This is a genomic window from Paraburkholderia sp. EG286B, from assembly GCF_040965655.1.
Classification (GTDB): Bacteria; Pseudomonadota; Gammaproteobacteria; order Burkholderiales; family Burkholderiaceae; genus Paraburkholderia.
Genome location: NZ_JBFRCF010000002.1, coordinates 509,898 through 527,099 on the forward strand (window position 1 = coordinate 509,898; position 17,202 = coordinate 527,099).

Annotated in this window: 14 protein-coding genes and 1 tRNA gene; 3 read left to right on the plus strand and 12 right to left on the minus strand. The window is 64.8% G+C overall.

The genetic code is table 11. The annotated features are described in order from the left end of the window. Positions 1-23: 23 nt before the first annotated feature. The 3 genes from xylF to xylA form a co-directional block, all read right to left on the minus strand. Entirely contained in the window at positions 24-1,052 is a 1,029-nt protein-coding gene (xylF, locus tag AB4Y42_RS05665) for a D-xylose ABC transporter substrate-binding protein (RefSeq protein ID WP_368686266.1), read from the minus strand. 195 nt (positions 1,053-1,247) lie between these two features. After that, a complete protein-coding gene (xylB, locus tag AB4Y42_RS05670) occupies positions 1,248-2,738 on the minus strand; it encodes a xylulokinase (RefSeq protein ID WP_368693601.1) in 1,491 nt (496 codons plus the stop codon). A 104-nt stretch (positions 2,739-2,842) separates the two neighbouring features. Next, positions 2,843-4,165, minus strand: a complete 1,323-nt coding sequence (xylA, locus tag AB4Y42_RS05675; RefSeq protein ID WP_368686268.1) for a xylose isomerase — start codon at positions 4,163-4,165, stop codon at positions 2,843-2,845. Between the two features lie 310 nt (positions 4,166-4,475). Here xylA and AB4Y42_RS05680 point away from each other — a divergent pair, with 310 nt between their 5' ends. Then, on the plus strand, positions 4,476-5,687 hold the full coding sequence (locus tag AB4Y42_RS05680) for a DNA-binding transcriptional regulator (RefSeq protein ID WP_069268209.1): 1,212 nt from the start codon (positions 4,476-4,478) through the stop codon (positions 5,685-5,687). 58 nt (positions 5,688-5,745) lie between these two features. Next, on the plus strand, positions 5,746-6,846 hold the full coding sequence (locus tag AB4Y42_RS05685; protein WP_368693602.1) for an aldose epimerase family protein: 1,101 nt from the start codon (positions 5,746-5,748) through the stop codon (positions 6,844-6,846). A 16-nt stretch (positions 6,847-6,862) separates the two neighbouring features. Here the strand turns inward: AB4Y42_RS05685 and AB4Y42_RS05690 are convergent, their stop codons facing one another. From AB4Y42_RS05690 to AB4Y42_RS05700, 3 genes are all read right to left on the minus strand, one after another. Next, positions 6,863-7,723 (minus strand): 3-hydroxybutyryl-CoA dehydrogenase, encoded by an 861-nt coding sequence (locus tag AB4Y42_RS05690; protein ID WP_368686270.1) that lies wholly within the window; start codon positions 7,721-7,723, stop codon positions 6,863-6,865. A gap of 185 nt (positions 7,724-7,908) precedes the next feature. Continuing rightward, on the minus strand, positions 7,909-8,229 hold the full coding sequence (locus AB4Y42_RS05695; protein ID WP_368686271.1) for a DUF190 domain-containing protein: 321 nt from the start codon (positions 8,227-8,229) through the stop codon (positions 7,909-7,911). 107 nt (positions 8,230-8,336) lie between these two features. Continuing rightward, positions 8,337-8,906, minus strand: a complete 570-nt coding sequence (locus tag AB4Y42_RS05700; RefSeq protein ID WP_368686272.1) for an acyloxyacyl hydrolase — start codon at positions 8,904-8,906, stop codon at positions 8,337-8,339. 636 nt (positions 8,907-9,542) lie between these two features. Between AB4Y42_RS05700 and AB4Y42_RS05705 the strand changes: the two genes are divergently transcribed. Then, a complete protein-coding gene (locus tag AB4Y42_RS05705) occupies positions 9,543-11,000 on the plus strand; it encodes an MFS transporter (protein WP_368693603.1) in 1,458 nt (485 codons plus the stop codon). A gap of 85 nt (positions 11,001-11,085) precedes the next feature. Here AB4Y42_RS05705 and AB4Y42_RS05710 read toward each other — a convergent pair whose 3' ends face one another. The 6 genes from AB4Y42_RS05710 to pheS all read right to left on the minus strand — a co-directional run bounded on the left by AB4Y42_RS05710 (position 11,086) and on the right by pheS (position 17,090). Further along, a complete protein-coding gene (locus AB4Y42_RS05710; protein WP_368686274.1) occupies positions 11,086-12,024 on the minus strand; it encodes a DMT family transporter in 939 nt (312 codons plus the stop codon). Between the two features lie 260 nt (positions 12,025-12,284). Further along, positions 12,285-12,361, minus strand: a tRNA-Pro gene (locus tag AB4Y42_RS05715). Between the two features lie 93 nt (positions 12,362-12,454). Continuing rightward, on the minus strand, positions 12,455-12,853 hold the full coding sequence (locus AB4Y42_RS05720; RefSeq protein ID WP_368686275.1) for a MerR family transcriptional regulator: 399 nt from the start codon (positions 12,851-12,853) through the stop codon (positions 12,455-12,457). A 155-nt stretch (positions 12,854-13,008) separates the two neighbouring features. Next, positions 13,009-13,419, minus strand: coding sequence for an integration host factor subunit alpha (locus tag AB4Y42_RS05725; RefSeq protein ID WP_028204248.1), 411 nt, complete (start codon positions 13,417-13,419; stop codon positions 13,009-13,011). 91 nt (positions 13,420-13,510) lie between these two features. After that, positions 13,511-15,967, minus strand: coding sequence for a phenylalanine--tRNA ligase subunit beta (gene pheT, locus AB4Y42_RS05730; protein WP_368693604.1), 2,457 nt, complete (start codon positions 15,965-15,967; stop codon positions 13,511-13,513). Positions 15,968-16,076: 109 nt separating this feature from the next. After that, on the minus strand, positions 16,077-17,090 hold the full coding sequence (pheS, locus tag AB4Y42_RS05735) for a phenylalanine--tRNA ligase subunit alpha (protein ID WP_368686277.1): 1,014 nt from the start codon (positions 17,088-17,090) through the stop codon (positions 16,077-16,079). Positions 17,091-17,202 lie beyond the last annotated feature (112 nt).

Genomic DNA, 17,202 nt, shown 5'->3' on the forward strand with positions numbered 1-17,202 from the left:
CGCGGGCCGTCAGGCCATAAGCGTTACTGGCTTGCCAGTTGCGCCTGCGTGTAGAAGCCGTCCTTCACGACGACGTCCACGTTGCTCTTCGTGAGCAGCGTCGGCTGCAGCAGCACCGTATCGACCTTCTTCTTGCCGTTGTCGTACTGCGCGTTGTACGCCGGTTTCTGGCCCTTCGCGAGATCGACGGCGAGCTTCGCGGCTTCGCCCGCGATGAGCTTGAGCGGCTTGTAGACCGTCATGGTCTGCGTGCCCGCCACCACGCGCTTGACCGCCGCGAGGTCCGCGTCCTGGCCCGACACCGGCACCTTGCCCGCGAGATGCTGCGCGGCGAGCGCCTGGATCGCGCCGCCCGCCGTGCCGTCATTCGAGGCGACGACTGCGTCGATCTTGTTGTTGTTCGCGGTGAGCGCGTCTTCCATGATGCGCAGCGCCGTCGAAGCGCTCCACTCCGGCACCCACTGCTGGCCGACCACCTTGATGTCGCCGCGGTCGATGGCGGGCTTGAGGACCTTCAGTTGTCCTTCACGCAGCATCTTCGCGTTGTTGTCGGTGGGCGCGCCGCCTAGCAGGAAGTAGTTACCCTTGGGCTGCGCGTCGTAGACACCCTTCGCCTGGAGCTCGCCCACCTTCTCGTTGTCGAACGAGATGTACGCATCGATATCGGCGTCGAGAATCAGACGGTCATACGAAACGACCTTGATGCCGGCCTTCTTCGCTTCGGCCACGACGTTGGTGAGCGCCTTCGAGTTGAATGGCACGATCACGATCACATCCACGCCGCGCGAGATGAGGTTTTCGATCTGCGAGACCTGACGCTCTTCGCTCGCATCGGCCGACTGCACCGACACCTTCGCGCCCATTTTCTCCGCGGCCGCGACGAAGTAGTCGCGGTCGCGCGACCAGCGCTCGACACGCAGGTCGTCGATGCAGAAGCCGATCTCGGGATGATCCTTGCTCGCGTGCGCGAGCGGTGCGGCAAGCGACAGGCTCGCGAGCACGGCCCCGCATACGAGCGAACTCAGAACCGAACGACGTTTGGCGAAATTCATGTCTCCATACTCCTCTTGATGCCGGTGCACAGGCGCGCGCGAACGCGTCGCCGCCGCGGCGATGGTTATCAGGGTGTTGCCGATATCATTGCGGAACACACGCGAAACGGCACAGCGTGCGGTATAACCGTAGGACGACTAATCAGCTGCACGACTACACTGGCCGTGCAGTTTTTTCTTCGCCGGCGCCGCTAGTCAGGCGCCGGTGGCGAAAACCGGTTCGAGCGCGCGATACAGCGCGCTAAAGGTTGGACGGCGCGCCTCGCGATACCAGGCGTGGCGTGCGGCGTCAGGTTCGCGAACCGCCAGCACGGGCGGCTGTGGGCACACTTCGTCGAGCGTCGCGCCGGGTTCCAGCGCGAGATGCGCGAGGCGCGCGGCGCCCAGCGCCGGCCCCACCTCGCCGCCTGCGCGCAGCGTGAGCGCGCGGCCGCTAATGTCGGCGAGCATCTGCGTCCACCAGGCGCTGCGCGAGCCGCCGCCGATTACGGTGATCGTGTCCGGCACGAGCCCCGCCGCATGCAGCGCGTCCATGCCGTCGAGCAGCGCGAAACCCACGCCTTCCAGCGTTGCGTTGGCGAGATCGGCGCGCGCGGTCTGCGGGGTCATGCCGTAGAACACGCCCTTCGCGTTGACGTTGTTGTGCGGCGTGCGCTCGCCGCTGAGATACGGCAGGAACCACGGCCGGCGCGCGTCGCGCTCGGCGGTCGAGTTCGCCTCGGCGTCGGCGAGCAACGCGGCAACGCTTTCGTAACCCGTCAGTTGCGCCGTGAAGTCGAGGCAGCTGGCCGCGTTGAGCATCACGGACATCAGGTGCCACGTATGCGGCAACGCATGGCAGAAGCTGTGCACCGCGGAATCGGGATTGGCGAGAAAGCCGTCCGAGACCGCGAAATAGACGCCCGACGTGCCGAGCGACAGCATCGCGTCGCCGGGCCGCACGATACCCACGCCCACGGCGCCCGCCGCGTTGTCGCCGCCGCCCGCCACCACCGGAATTTCGCGCAGGCCGAACTGGCGTGCGAGTTCGGGCCGCAGTGTGCCGGTCGCCTGGTTGCCTTCGAACACGTCCGGCATGTGCGCACGCGTGAGGCCGCAGGCTGAAAGCAGCGTGTCGCTATAGTCGCGCTTCGCAATGTCGAGCCACAGCGTACCGGCGGCATCGGACGGATCGGTGGCGAACACGCCCGTGAGCAGCCAGCGCAAATAGTCCTTCGGCAACAGCACGTGCGCGATGCGCGCGAAGATCTCCGGCTCGTGCTTGCGCACCCACAGCAGCTTCGGCGCCGTGAAGCCCGGCATCGCGAGATTGCCCGCAATGGCGTGCAACTGCGGCACGGCGCGTTCCAGTTCGATACATTCGGTATCCGAACGACCGTCGTTCCACAGAATGGCGGGACGCAGCACCTCGCCCTGCGCGTCGAGCAGCGTCGCGCCGTGCATCTGGCCGGTCAGGCCGAGCGCCTCGATGCGCGCCGCGTCGATACCGCGCCCGCGCGCCTCGTCGACGAGTGCGCGCAATGCGCTCTGCGTGGCGAGCCACCAGTCTTGCGGCGCCTGTTCGGACCAGCGCGGCTGCGGCCGGCTCACGGTGAGCGGCGCGCTCGCGCTGCCGAGCACATCGCCCGCGCGGTCGAGCAGCACGGCCTTCACTCCCGACGTGCCGAGGTCGATACCGATGAACATGTCTCCGTCCTGATTTTTTTCGTCAGTTTGCCTTCAACGGCAAACGGCGCAATTGCGAATTTGACGGCGCGCGCTAATGTTTTTTCGCGCGCGCCGTGGCACCGCTAGCGCTGGCCGTAGACGGCCTGGTTCACGACATTCTCGAGTCGCTCCTGCTGGCCGCTCGCGTGCTGCGGATTCATGCCGTGCGAGAGTGCGTCGGCGGCGAGCGACGAAAGCGAATAGCCCCCCGCGAGAATCTTGCGGCCAAACTCGCTGTCCCAGCCCGCGTAACGCTGACTGCGGAACTGCTCGAGCCGGTCGTTCTCGACGAGCGCCGCACCGCGCTCGAGCGCCAGCGCGAGCACGTCGATCGCGCCCACGTGGCCATAGAACATGTCTTCCGGATCGCTGCTCGCGCGGCGCACCTTCGCATCGAAGTTCATGCCGCCCGTGCTGAAGCCGCCGTGGCGCAGGATCTCGTAGAACGCCAGCGTCAGTTCTTCGACGCTGTTCGGGAACTGGTCCGTATCCCAGCCGTTTTGCGGGTCGCCGCGATTCGCGTCGACGCTGCCGAACACGCCCAGCGCGAACGCCGTGGCGATTTCGTGATGGAACGAGTGGCCCGCGAGCGTCGCGTGATTCGCCTCGATATTCACGCGGATTTCGTTTTGCAGCCCGTATTGCGTGAGGAAGCCGTGCACCGTCGCAACGTCGTAGTCGTACTGGTGCTTGGTCGGCTCCTGCGGCTTCGGCTCGATCAGCAGCGTGCCGGTGAAGCCGATGCGGTGCTTGTGCTCGACCACCATCGAAAGGAAGCGTGCGAACTGCTCGCGCTCGCGCTTGAGGTCGGTATTGAGCAGCGTGTCATAGCCTTCGCGCCCGCCCCACAGCACGTAGTTCTCGCCGCCCAGCTTGCGCGTCGCGTCGAGCGCATGACAAACCTGCGTGGCCGCGTAGGCGAAGACTTCGGGGTTGGGGTTGGTGGCGGCACCGCCGGCGTAGCGCGGATTCGAAAACAGGTTGGCGGTGCCCCAGAGCAGCTTCACACCGCTCGCCTGCTGGCGCTCGCCGAGGTAATCGACCATGCGCTTGAAGTTTTCCGTGTAGTCCTTCAGGTCCTTGCCTTCCGGAGCGACATCGGTGTCGTGGAACGTGTAATAGGGGGTGCCTAGCTTCGAGAAAAACTCGAACGCCGCGTCGGCCTTCTGGTGCGCGCGCTCCATGGCGTCGCCGGGCTGCTGCCACGGGCGGTGAAACGCGCCCTGCCCGAAGATATCGTTGCCGGGCCAGACGAACGAATGCCAGTAGCACACGGCGATGCGCAGATGCTCTTCGAGCGTCTTGCCGAGCACCTTTTTGGTACGGTCGTAGTGATGGTACGCAAGCGGGTTGTCCGACTGCGGGCCTTCGTATCGAATGGCGGGGATATGTTCGAAATACGACATGATGTCTCCAATGTTGTTGCAGCGCAGCGGCGCAGCGTGCATCCCTCTGTGTGACGCCATACTGCCCGCGACGCGCAAAGCGCGGCAATTGCGAAATTGCGTGAGACCCTTAACGTTTCCTGCCGACGGACGCGGCCGGTGTGCCCGCGAACCCGAATGTGGGCCTAAAATAACCGGACGCTTAAAACGACGCGCCGCAGGCGCCAGAGACATCGTAGCGCGGTGCACCTTGACGCGCACCGCCCCCGAACTGGAGACATGGCGGTTTTCCGCCGGCGCTGCACGCCGGGCGACCAGCCGCCGACACGACATGACCCGTGCCCCCGCTTCCCAGACGCCCCACCGCATCGCGCTGCTGTTCAACGCGAATAAGGTGTACGACCGCGAGATCATTGCGGGGATTGGCCACTATCTGCGCTCCACGCGCGTCGCGTGGGACCTCTTTCTCGAGGAGGACTTCCGCTGCCGCCTCGCGGGCATCGAGCGCTTCGACGGGGACGGCATCATCGCCGACTTCGACGACCCCGACGTGGCCGACGCCCTGCGCGGCTGCCCGCTGCCGGTGGTTGCCGTGGGCTCGTCATTCGAAGACGCGGCCCAGTACCCGGCCGACGTGCCCTATATCGCGACCGACAACCGCAAACTGGTCTCGCTCGCGTGGACGCACCTGATCGGCGCGGGCCTGCCGAATCTCGCGATGTACAGCCTGCCTGTCGCGCAGGAAAACCGCTGGGCCCAGGAGCGCGAACTGGCGTTCCAGGCGCTCGCCCGCGAAGAAGGCGTACAGGCGCCGATCTACCGGGGCCAGGCCACCAGCGCCAGCGCCTGGAACCAGGCCATCGAGCAGTTGAGCGTCTGGCTGCACAGCCTGCCCAAGCCCGTGGGCGTGATCGCCGTGACCGACGCACGGGCGCGGCATTTGCTGCAGGCGTGTCTGATTCACGGCATTGCCGTGCCCGAGCAGGTGGCGATCATCGGCATCGACAACGATCCGCTCACCCGCACGCTCACGCGCATTCCGCTCTCGTCGGTCATCCAGGGCACGGAGGAAATGGGCAAGACCGCCGCCCACCTGCTGCACCAGATGCTGCGCGGCGCACGTTTTCCGGGTCAACGCATTCTGGTTCCGCCCGTCGGCATCAACGTGCTCGAATCGACCCGCCACGAACCGCTGTCGAGTCCGCATGTCATGCGCGCACGCCATTTCATTCGCCAGTACGCCTGCCAGGGCATCAAGACCGAGCAGGTGGCCGACTACGTGGGCGTATCGCGCTCGTCGCTGGAAGACTACTTCCGGCGCGAACTGCAGTGCACGGTCCACCAGGAAATCCTGCGCCACAAGCTCGACGCCGCCAAGGCGATGCTCGCGAGCCGCGACGCCTCGAGTGCGGAGGTGGCGATCCGCTGCGGATTCACGTCGCTGCAGTACATGTATGCCGTCTTCCGGCGCGAACTGGGATGCACGCCGCGCGAATATCAGGACAGTGTCGCGAACGCTTCGGGCCCGCGCCTGTCCACCTGATGAAGCGGCTTCGGCCACCCCGGACAATCACGCTTTCTTCATACGTTCCCTTCACCTCATGAACACTCTTGCTGCCCATCTGACTTCCGAACCGTGGGGTGCCCTGCCCGGCGGCGACGCCGTGCGGCTCTACACGCTGCGCAACGCGCAGGGCATGAAGGTGACAGTCAGCGACCTCGGCGCGACGCTCGTCTCATGGCTCGCGCCCGATCGCGCCGGCCGCCTCGCGGACATCATGCTCGGCCACGACACGCCCGCGGACTATCTCGCCGCCACCACGTACATGGGCGGCCTGGTCGGGCGCTGGGCCAACCGCATCGCCGGTGCGCATTTCACGCTGGACGGCATCGACTATCCGCTCGATCGCAACGAGAACGGCAATCTGCTGCACGGCGGCGCGAACGGTTTTCATCGGCAGATGTGGCAGGTGGAAGAGGATCGGGGCTCGCTGGTGCTGCGGCTCGACTCGCCCGAAGGCGACGGCGGCTTTCCGGGCAACGTGAGCGTGCAGGTGCGCTATACGCTCGACGACGACGGCACGCTGACGCTCGAATACGAGGGGGTGACCGACGCGCCTACGCCGCTGAATCTCACGAGCCACGGCTACTTCAACCTGTCCGGCGAGGCGAGCCCGGACATTCGCGGCCACGTGCTGACGATCGACGCGGACGCCTTCCTCGAAGTCGATCCGCAGTTGATTCCCGTGCGCATCGCCGACGTCTCGGGCAGTGCCTTCGACTTCCGCCATGGCGCGCCGCTCGGTGCGCGGCTCGACTGGCCGCACGCGCAACTCGAGCGCGCACGCGGTTTCGACCACTGCTACGTGCTGCGCGCGCCCGAGAGCACGGCGGGCACGCTGCACGCCGCGCCGGGTCGCTGGCCCGTGCGGCCGGTGGCGCGCGTCTACGAGCCGGGCAGCGGACGCGAGCTTGCCGTCGCGACCGACCAGCGCGGTCTGCAGCTCTATACGGGAAATTATCTGAAGGGACAGCCGGGACGCCGCGGCGCGACCTGCGCGCGCTATGCGGGGCTGTGCCTCGAAGCGGGCGGCTTCCCGAACCAGATCAACATGGAAGCGCCCGCCTGCGAAGAGGTGGTGCTGCAGCCCGGCAAGACCTATCGGCAGGTCACGCAATACCGCGTGAGCGTGCTCGCCTGATGCCGGGCGCCAGGCCTTACGACACCTTGTCATACTGATACACGCCGCGGCCGGTCTTGCGGCCGAGCTGGCCCGCCGCGACCATCTCGCGCAGCAGCGGGCACGCACGATACTTCGAGTCGCCGAAGTCCTTCAGGAACACATCCATCACCGAGAGACACACGTCGAGTCCGATCAGGTCCGCCAGCGCGAGCGGGCCGATCGGATGATTGGCGCCGAGCTTCATGCCGGCGTCGATTTCCTCGGCGCTCGCAATGCCCTCGGCGAGCACGAAAAACGCTTCGTTGATCATCGGCACCAGAATGCGGTTCACCACGAAGCCCGGCGCGTTCTTCACGGCGATCGGCGTCTTCTCGAGGCGCAGCGCCATTTCGCGTACCGACTCGGCCACCTCCGGGCGCGTCTGCAGGCCGCGGATCACCTCGACGAGCGGCATCATCGGCACCGGGTTGAAGAAGTGCATGCCGATGAAGCGCGACGGGTCGGCGAGCGTGGTGGCGAGCGCCGTGATCGAGATCGACGAGGTGTTCGACGCGACGATCGCGTCGGGGCGGGCCGCGGCTTCGATCTGCTTGAGAATGCGCGTCTTGAGCTCGGCGTTCTCGGTCGCCGCTTCGATCACGAGATCGACGCTCGCGAGGCGCTGGTAGTCGGTGGTCGTTTCGATGCGTGCGAGCGCGGCGTCGCGCGCGCCGGCTTCGAGCTTGCCCTTCGAGACGAGCCGCTCGAGGCTATGGGTGAGCGCGGCGACACCCTTGGCGAGCGCCGCGTCGGTGACGTCGATCATCACCGCCTTGAGCCCCGCCACTGCCACCGCCTGGGCGATGCCGTTGCCCATCGTGCCTGCGCCCACGATCCCTACCGATTCGATTGCCATGCCTCGTCCTCACTCCTTGTCTGCGACCCCGGCGTGTCGCTATGGAAAATGCCGGTCGTGCGGCGCAACCCGTGGTGCACCGCACCAATACCCACAGTGTAACGGGTTGCGCGAATCGACTGGCACTCGCGTGACGGGGGAATCTGCGGCAAAGCGCCTGCGCGGCGACCTGAAGGGCTCGGCGCTCAGGCGCCGCCAAGCCGGCCGTACTCGATTGGCGTGCGCGTATAGAAGAGCTCGACGCCGCCCGTTTCGAGTGTGACGAGGAGCGCATCGATGGAGGGCTCGTCGGCGACGATCAGCACCACGGCGGGCTCGTCGGCCAGATCGAAGAAGTGGGCGGCGTGCATCTTTCCGTGGGCGTCGAGGCCTTCGTAGCCTTCCAGCACGGTGATGCCGAAGACGCCCTGCGCACGCGCGGCGTCGATGATCCACGCGACCGCGGACTTGTGGCCCTTCTTGTGCTTGCGGCTCGTGTAGAGCGTGAGTTGACTGCCTGCGGGCACGGGCACCTCCATGCAGCCGGAAATAGCGTCATCAAGCGCCGCGCGACAGGCGGCATGAAAAAAGTCTAGCACGCGCCCTGATACGCGCCGGCATGCCCGCTGGCGCCCTAGAAGTTGTACTGGAAGTAGATCTGACTGAAGTTCGTACCCGGATTCGGCTCCTTGATATCCGCGTTCGACAAATGCTGGAAGCGGAACCCGGCCTGGTAGTTGCCGTGCTCGCCGAACTGCGCGCCGACGCCGATCATGTCCACGAACTGGAACGACGTCGACGTCGCGCGATCGGGCGTCTGCCGGACATGCGAGAGAAAGTGAAAGCCCACGCCCGCCTCGATGAACGGCTTGAACCAGCCGCTGTCCTTGATGAAGCGAAAAACGGGCGTCACGCCGTATTCCCAGATATGCGAGTAGACGGCATCCGGCGCGTTCAGCTTCCAGTAGGCGACATGCGCCTCGCCAACCAGCGTGAAGTGATAGCCGCCGAGATGCCACCACTGCAGGCCCGGATCCCACACGAGGCCGAGATCGAGCTTTTTCACGTCGTGGTCCGCTACGCCCGCGCCGAGTTGCACGCCGAACGTGTTGTCCGCCTGCGCGCCAGCCGCGCCGAAGGCGCAAAGCGCGGCGAGCGCCCCACGCACTGCATGAGCGCGCCAGACGAATCTTCTTACTCTCATATATTTCCCCGATTCGCTCGATTCAGCACGACGCCATGCATCGGGCCCTACCACGCTTTGCGCGGATTCGGTACCAGCGCAAATGCCATACAAATGCACTACGCGCTTGTCGCCTGTACAGAACAAATACCATCACGCTCCAATGTTCACTAATGACTGGCGCACATATGAGAGCGAAGTTTAGCGTCGAAAAATCGGGCACGCTCGCTCGCGTGCCAACAGACCGTGCCCGTGCAGGGCCTGCGGCTTGATAAAGACTGACTGGCAGCTTTCAGTTTCGATTATCGAGTCGGGTAAATGGTGCTGAACGATTATTTACGGAAGGATTTACAAAATATGGAATCACCTTGTTAACGAATCCGTCTCAATTACCGCCCGTCGATTTACCGGGTATTCGCGTTTGTGATTAGCGATTTTCCGGTCAGCTGCCCATCCCGATAATCCTCAGCGTAAAGCCGGCGTGACATCTGGACCCGGGTATTCCCGAACATCGCGGAATGCGCTGCGCAGCTGTACCCAAATTGAGGACAGACAGCGCGCGGGCCCCTCGCATAATCCGCGTGAATTGTGATCCGCGGCAAACAACAACGTCATAACCCTTGCCACGCTCACGTCCCGGTGCTTAGGAGGAGACACATGAGCCCAATCCCGCAAGGGCATGCTTCGCGCGTGCCGCAAACGTCCGCGCAGGCGCAGTCGAACTGCGCAGCCGCCACCGAACAAGTTACGCGCAAGGTATCGCGCCATTTGCTCGGCTTCCTGTTCCTGCTGTTCGTCGTCTCGTTCCTCGACCGCATCAACATCGGCTTCGCGGGCCTGACGATGATGAAGGACCTCGGCCTGTCGAGCACGCAGTTCGGCTTCGCCACCACCCTCTTCTATGTCGCCTATATCGCGTGCGGCATTCCCGGTAATCTCATGCTCGCGCGCGTCGGTGCGCGCCGCTGGATCAGCTTCATCATGATTGCGTGGGGCCTCGCCTCCACAGCGACGATGTTCGCCACCAACGCCACCACGCTCTACTGGCTACGCATGCTGGTTGGCGTGACCGAGGCAGGATTCCTGCCCGGCATGCTGCTGTATCTCACCTGCTGGTTCCCGAGCGCGTGGCGCGCCCGAGCCAACGCCCTCTTCATGATCGCGATGCCCGTGACGGCCGCGCTCGGCTCCGCGGTCTCGGGCTTCATCCTCAAGCTCGACGGCCATGCGGGACTCGCGGGCTGGCAATGGCTCTTCGTGCTCGAAGGCATGCCGGCCGCACTGCTCGGCTGCGTGGCGTTCTTCTATCTGGACGACACGCCGCGCGCCGCGCGCTGGCTCAGCGCGCAAGAAAAGCACACGCTCGAAGCCGCGCTCGCCGAGCCGGCCGATGCCCTCGCTGCGCCCACGACGCACGCCGCGAGCGAGCGCAGCCTCTGGCAGCAACTGCGCTCGCCGGTGGTCCTGCGCTTCGCGGCGGCGTACTTCTGTCTCGTCAATACGCTCGCGATGGTCGCGGTGTGGGCACCGCTGATCGTGAAGGGCTTCAGCGCCGGGGCCAGCAACGTTACCGTGGGCCTCGTCGCGACGATTCCGCAGATCGTCACCATCGTCGCGATGATCGTGTGGGGGCGCCGCTCGGACCGGCGTCAGGAACGCAAATGGCACCTTGCCGCGCCCATGCTGCTCTCCGGGCTCGGCTGCGTGCTGACTGCGCAAGGCGGCGCGCCGCTCGTGCAGCTGCTCGGCGTGTGCCTCGCATCGGCGGGGTCGTACACGGCGATGTCGATCTTCTGGACCACGCCCGATCAGGCGTTCACGCCGCAGGCGCGCGCGGTGGGTATCGCGGTGATCAATGCGATCGGCAATATCAGTTCGGCGGCGAATCCACTCGTGGTCGGCTGGCTCAAGGATGCGACGCACAGCTATGCCGCGGGGCTCATCTATTCCGCGGTGTTGCTCGTGCTTGGGGGCGGTGATCGTCGCGACGTTGCCGATCGGGCGCGGTGGCCGCAGCAATCGGGAGAAGGAAGTGAAAGCCGTGCCGCGCGCGGCGGTTTGAGCGAGCTTCGGAGTGCAAATCGCGCGACGGTGGGCGCCGCGCGATTTCGTTGAGGCAGCTCGCAACGCAGTGCGTGGCGGTTCGCCCGCATCGCGCTCGCAGCACCCGCTTCGAGCGCGCCGTGCGGGCGCTACCCTGCTAACGTTCCGCGCCTGCCCGGCTGCGGCGCGCGGTGAAGCCCGGCAAGCGCTTCACGAAACCGGTGGCGAGCGCGGTGCCCACGAGAATCGCCGCGCACGCCTCGACCATGCCCATCGACACGCGTTCGCCGAGAAAGAGCGCGCCCCACAGAATGCCGAAGATCGGGATCACGAACGTCACCGTGATCGCGCGCGCCGGGCCCACCGCCGCGATCAGGCGAAAGAACAACAGATACGCGATGCCCGTGCACGCCACGCCAAGGCAGAGCACCGCGCCCCACGCATGCAGCGAGATGGGCGTAGCCGGCCAGGTTGCCACGGCGAACGGCGCGAGCACGAGCGTCGCGCCCGTCATCGTCCCGGCAGCGACCGTGAGCGGATCGACGCCCGTGAGATGGCGCTTCGTGTAGCTCGCGGCAACGCCGTACAGCGCCGCTGCAACGAGCGCCGCGAGGGCGGCGAGCGCAGCGCTGGTGGATGACGCGCCGTCGCCGGCGTGCGTCACGACCTGATCCCACACCAGCGCGAGCACACCGGCGAAGCCGATCGCGAGCCCGACCACCCGTAGCCCGCTCAGACGATCCTTGAGCCAGACATACGCGACGACCGCGCCCCACAGCGGCGTGGTCGCGTTGATCACGGACGTGACGCCCGCGGAGAGCGTGAGCTCGGCCCATGCGAACAGACAGAACGGTGCGGCCGAATTGAGGATGCCGACGATGAAAAGCGGCCACGCACGTTCGCGCAGCGTGCCGAGCGCTTCGCGTGCGGGGCGCCGCGAAAACAGCACGAGCAGCAGGAACAGCGCGCCGATGCCGACACGCAGCGCCATCAGGGGCGCGACGCCGAAGTCGGTCACGCCGACGCGGATGAACAGAAATGACCCGCCCCACAGGGCGGCGAGGATGACCAGTTGCGCGAGTTCGATCGGGTTCATGTGAAGTGGCGCTGAATGAGCACGGGTTTGCGCGCGGGCGCGCGATTGCACGAATCACCGGCGCGAAGGTATGCGTATCGTAAGGCGAGCGGCACGCGCCGTATAACGAAGGATTCTCACCGATATGTGAGAAAAATTAACAGCCGGATCTTGCGGTCTCGTTCTACGCTTCCTGCGCTTTCTTGTGCTTGCTATGTATTTGCTTTGCGGCGCACAAAAGAGAAAGCCCGCGTAATCTTTTGATTACGCGGGCTCTATTCTGGTCGGGGCGAGAGGATTTGAACCTCCGACCACCTGCACCCCATGCAGGTACGCTACCAGGCTGCGCTACGCCCCGAGAGCTAGAAAGTATAACAGAGAGTTTCTCTAATTAGAACCGCCTCGCACGTAATTCGTGAACGACTCACATGCATGCGTTCAGCGAGGTGTTTCAGCGCCCAAGCAGATCGAGCACATGCAGCAATTCCTTGCGCAACTGATCGACGTCCACGAGGGCGGTCGTGCCTTCGGCAACCGGCGCCCCTGCTGCTTCGGACTGCCCGGCTTCGTCGGCCGCCGCCCCGTGCGAGTCGAGCCGGTTGCGCGCGCCGTTGATCGTGAACCCCTGCTCGTAGAGCAGTTCGCGAATGCGACGGATCAGCAATACTTCGTGATGCTGGTAATAGCGACGATTGCCGCGCCGCTTCACCGGCTTCAACTGCGTGAACTCCTGCTCCCAATACCGCAGTACGTGAGGCTTCACGCCGCACAATTCGCTCACCTCGCCAATGGTGAAGTAGCGCTTGGCGGGGATGGGAGGCAAGACGACCTTTTCGCTTGTCGATGTCATCGCCGGGTTGCCGTCGTGGTGGTTGCGCAATGAGGCGTCGCCGCCTGGGTCCTTGAAGTCTGCTATTTCTACTTATACGTTCACGCCCGCCATATTGCCACCGGCGCGGGCATACCGGCGCGGGCATACCAGCGCGGGCAAACAACCTCAACGCATCAACGCGGGAAGCTCGCCTCGGCGCCGCTCTCCACGAGCGCCTTCAACTTCTGGCTCGCATGGAACGTCACCACGCGACGCGCCGCGATGGGTATCGCCTCGCCCGTCTTCGGGTTGCGGCCGGGTCGTTGCGGCTTGTCGCGCAACTGAAAATTGCCGAAGCCCGACAGCTTCACGCTGTCGCCGCTTTCAAGCGCGTCGCGAATCACTTCGAAGAAGGCTTCGACCATGTCTTTCGCTTCGCGCTTGTTGAGACCGACGTTGTCGAACAGCAGCTCAGCGAGTTCGGCTTTCGTCAGCGTGGGCGTGTCGTTCGTGGCGCTTGCCGACGAGGCAGGAATGTCGCGAATCATGGCGCTACGCTGTGCCGCAAGAAGGGCTTCGAAATCACTCGAGTTCATTTCGTTCATCTATCTATGCAATGGCGCGCTGCCGGTTGCGGGGTTCACTTGCTACCTCGCAAACCGGAAGCCGATGTCGGTACGTGAAGAGCCGAGGAGCTTATCCGCGCAACCGGGCGCCATACACTCGAGCCAGGCGATCCACCAGGGACTTGATGGCCGTATCGACCGTCTCGTCCTGAAGGGTTCCGCCAGTATCTTGCAGGGTCACCCGGAAGGCAAGGCTTTTCTCGTCCGCGCCAAGTCCGGAAGTATTTGATTTTGCACGAAATTCATCGAATAGCGCAACCCTCTGCACAATCCGGCAAGGCTCGTCTTGCATACCCTTCTGGAACTCGTCGAGCAACGCTTGCACCTCGATCTTTTGATCGACAACAAGAGCGATGTCACGGCGGACCGGCGGGAATTTCGAGACTTCGCCAGGCGTCGGCAGTTCGCGCGCCATCAGTGCGTCGGCCTCGACTTCGAAGAGCATCGGTGCGTGCGGCAGGTCGTACTTCTGCATCCAGCGCGGATGCAGCTCGCCAATCCAGCCCACGGCACGACCATCGACTTCGATGCGCGCGCTACGTCCCGGGTGCAGCGCGGGGTGTTCCGCCTTCACGAAACGCGGCGTCTTCGCGGCGCCGAGCGATGCGAACAACGCCTCGAGATCGCCCTTCACGTCGAAGAAGTCGACGCCGCGCGTCTGTGCGCCCCACTGCTCTTCGAGCGCGGGACCGTACGCGAGCGCGCCAATCATCTTCGGTTGTGCGAAGCCTTCCACCGTCATCTCACTCGCCTTGATCGACGGATCGTGCAGGAACACGCGGCCCGCCTCGAACACGCGCACGCGGTCGGCGCGGCGGTTGAGGTTGTGGCGCAGCACGTTGATGAGGCTGCCGAACAGCGTCGTGCGCATGACCGAGAGCTGGCTCGCGATCGGATTCAGCAGCTTCACGGGATTCGCGTTGCCGGCGAAGTCCTGCTCCCACTCGGCATCGACGAAGCTGAAGTTGATCGTCTCGGCGTAGTCGCGCGCGGCGAGCGCGTGGCGAATCGCGTGGATCGAGCGGCGCGTTTCGTGGGTCGCACGCATTTCGCTGCGCGCCACCGGCGGCAACGCCGGAATCTTTTCGACGCCGTAGATCCGCGCAACTTCTTCGATCAGGTCTTCTTCGATCTCGATGTCGAAGCGGTACGGCGGCGGCGTGACGCTGAAGCTCTCGTCGCCCGCATCGTCAACGCTACGCGTGAACGTGAGACCGAGGCGCGTGAAAATCTGCGCGATCTCGTCGGCGCCGATCTTCACGCCGATGATGCGGTTCGCGCGCGCCACACGCATCTTCACCGCTTCGCGCGTGGGTACGTTCACGGTTTGATCGTCGACAGGGCCGGCAGCGCCGCCGCAGATATCGAGGATCAGCTGCGTGATGCGCTCGATGTGCTCGACCGTCGTCGACCAGTCAACGCCGCGCTCGAAGCGATGGCCCGCATCGGTCGAGAAGTTGTAGCGGCGCGAGCGGCCACGGATGCTGTCCGGCCACCAGAATGCAGCTTCGAGATAGATGTTGGTGGTGTCGAGCGTAACGGCCGTGCTGTCGCCGCCCATGATCCCCGCGAGGCTTTCGATCTCGCGCTCGTCGGCGATCACGCCCACAGTTTCATCGAGTTCGACGGTGTTGCCGTTGAGCAGCTTGAGCGTTTCGCCCTTCTTGCCCCAGCGCACGTCCATCGAGCCGTGGATCTTGTCGAGATCGAACACGTGCGACGGGCGGCCGAGTTCGAGCATCACGTAGTTCGAGATATCGACGAGTGCCGAGATGCTGCGCTGGCCCGAACGCTCGAGGCGCTCGACCATCCACATCGGCGTCTTCGCGTGCGCGTTCACGCCGCGGATCACGCGGCCCGAGAAGCGGCCGCACAGGTCCGGCGCCGAGATCTTCACGGGCAGCTTTTCATCGAGCTTCACTTCGACCTTCGGATACACGGGCGCCTGCAGCGGCGCGCCGGTGATCGCAGCGGTTTCGCGCGCGATGCCGTACACCGAGAGGCAATCGGCCTTGTTCGGCGTGAGCTTGACTTCGAAGACGGTGTCGTCGAGATTGAGCGCTTCGCGGATGTCCTGACCGATCGGCGTATCTTCCGGCAGGATCATCAGGCCGCTGTGGTCTTCCGAGAGCTTCAGTTCGCGCGCCGAGCACAGCATGCCCTGGCTTTCCACGCCACGCAGCTTCGAGAGCTTGATCGCGAAAGGCTTGCCGCCTTCTTCGGCGGGCGGCAGTTCGGCGCCCACGAGCGCCACGGGCACCTTGATGCCGGGCGCGACGTTGGGCGCGCCGCACACGATCTGCAGCGTCGCGCCGGTGCCGGCATCGACCTGCGTGACGTTGAGCTTGTCCGCGTCCGGGTGCTTCACGACTTCGAGCACGCGCCCTACGACAATTTTCGTGGTGGGGGGCGCCGCCGGGCTCAGGCCTTCGACTTCGAGGCCGGCCATGGTGAGCGCGTGGGCCAGTTCATCGGTCGTGAGCTTCGGATCGACAAAGCTTCTCAGCCAGGATTCGGGGAATAGCATTTGGTTTTACGTTCCAGACAGATTGTGACCGTCGCGTAGGCGGGTGCTCGCGCACCTTCTCCAGGTGCTGCGTCCGCCTCGCGCACTGCAAGCGAATGCGTCGCTTCGCTCAGGCGAACTGACGCAAAAAGCGCAGATCGCCTTCGAAGAACAGGCGCAGGTCCTGCACGCCATAGCGCAGCATCGTCAGGCGTTCGAGGCCGCTGCCGAACGCAAAGCCGATGTAGCGCTCCGGGTCGAGGCCCATGTTGCGGATCACGGTCGGATGCACCTGGCCCGAGCCCGAAATCTCGAGCCACTTGCCGGCGTTCTTGCCTTGCTCGAACATCATGTCGATTTCGGCCGACGGCTCCGTGAACGGGAAGTACGACGGACGGAAGCGCACCTTGATATCGTCGCGCTCGAAGAACTTCTTGAGGAAGTCGGTGTAGACACCCTTCAGGTCTGCGAAGCTGATGTTCTCTTCGATCCACAGGCCTTCGACCTGGTTGAACATCGGCGAATGCGTGGCGTCGCTGTCCACGCGATAGGTGCGGCCCGGCACGATCACCTTGATGGGCGGCGTGTGCGTGCGCGCGTAGCGCACCTGCATCGGACTCGTGTGCGTGCGCAACAAAAGCTGACGGCCATCGGCGTCCTTGCCGTCCACGTAGAACGTGTCCTGCATGGAGCGCGCCGGATGGTTTTCCGGGCTGTTGAGCGAGGTGAAGTTGTACCAGTCGGTTTCGATCTCGGGGCCGTCGGCCACGTCGAAGCCGATCGAGCCGAAAATGCGCTCGACGCGTTCCCACGTCTGCATCACGGGGTGCAGGCTGCCCGTGCCCGTGCCGCGGCCCGGCAGCGTGACGTCGATCGCCTCGGCGGCGAGACGCTGGTTCAGGAGCGCGTCCGCGAGCGCCTGGCGGCGCGCGGTGAGCGCAGCTTCCACTTGCTGCTTGACGGCGTTGATGCGTGCGCCTTCGGTCTTGCGCGTTTCCGCGTCGAGCTTGCCGAGACCCTTGAGCAGTTCGGTCAGCGCGCCGGACTTGCCGAGAAAGCGGGCCTTTTCGTTTTCAAGCGTGTTGACGTCGGGGGCGCAAGCGAACGCGCTTTGCGCGTCGGCGACAATCTGGTCCAGATCCATTGATCCCATCTTTTCAGCGTCAGAGTTTGAGACTTGGAGCCTCTCCGCGCTCACGGCACGCCATGATGACGCCTGGCAATGACGGTGCGAAGACACTCCATGAAGCGGCGCA

What these genes read in the sequence shown, in the direction of transcription:
- AB4Y42_RS05720 (WP_368686275.1), bottom strand. Translation starts at nt 12,853, where the DNA reads ATGACATCGACAAGCGAAAAGGTCGTCTTGCCTCCCATCCCCGCCAAG.
- AB4Y42_RS05705 (WP_368693603.1), top strand. Translation starts at nt 9,543, where the DNA reads ATGAGCCCAATCCCGCAAGGGCATGCTTCGCGCGTGCCGCAAACGTCC.
- pheT (WP_368693604.1), bottom strand. Translation starts at nt 15,967, where the DNA reads ATGCTATTCCCCGAATCCTGGCTGAGAAGCTTTGTCGATCCGAAGCTC.
- AB4Y42_RS05700 (WP_368686272.1), bottom strand. Translation starts at nt 8,906, where the DNA reads ATGAGAGTAAGAAGATTCGTCTGGCGCGCTCATGCAGTGCGTGGGGCG.
- xylF (WP_368686266.1), bottom strand. Translation starts at nt 1,052, where the DNA reads ATGAATTTCGCCAAACGTCGTTCGGTTCTGAGTTCGCTCGTATGCGGG.
- AB4Y42_RS05690 (WP_368686270.1), bottom strand. Translation starts at nt 7,723, where the DNA reads ATGGCAATCGAATCGGTAGGGATCGTGGGCGCAGGCACGATGGGCAAC.
- AB4Y42_RS05680 (WP_069268209.1), top strand. Translation starts at nt 4,476, where the DNA reads ATGACCCGTGCCCCCGCTTCCCAGACGCCCCACCGCATCGCGCTGCTG.
- AB4Y42_RS05685 (WP_368693602.1), top strand. Translation starts at nt 5,746, where the DNA reads ATGAACACTCTTGCTGCCCATCTGACTTCCGAACCGTGGGGTGCCCTG.
- xylA (WP_368686268.1), bottom strand. Translation starts at nt 4,165, where the DNA reads ATGTCGTATTTCGAACATATCCCCGCCATTCGATACGAAGGCCCGCAG.
- AB4Y42_RS05725 (WP_028204248.1), bottom strand. Translation starts at nt 13,419, where the DNA reads ATGAACGAAATGAACTCGAGTGATTTCGAAGCCCTTCTTGCGGCACAG.
- xylB (WP_368693601.1), bottom strand. Translation starts at nt 2,738, where the DNA reads ATGTTCATCGGTATCGACCTCGGCACGTCGGGAGTGAAGGCCGTGCTG.
- pheS (WP_368686277.1), bottom strand. Translation starts at nt 17,090, where the DNA reads ATGGATCTGGACCAGATTGTCGCCGACGCGCAAAGCGCGTTCGCTTGC.
- AB4Y42_RS05710 (WP_368686274.1), bottom strand. Translation starts at nt 12,024, where the DNA reads ATGAACCCGATCGAACTCGCGCAACTGGTCATCCTCGCCGCCCTGTGG.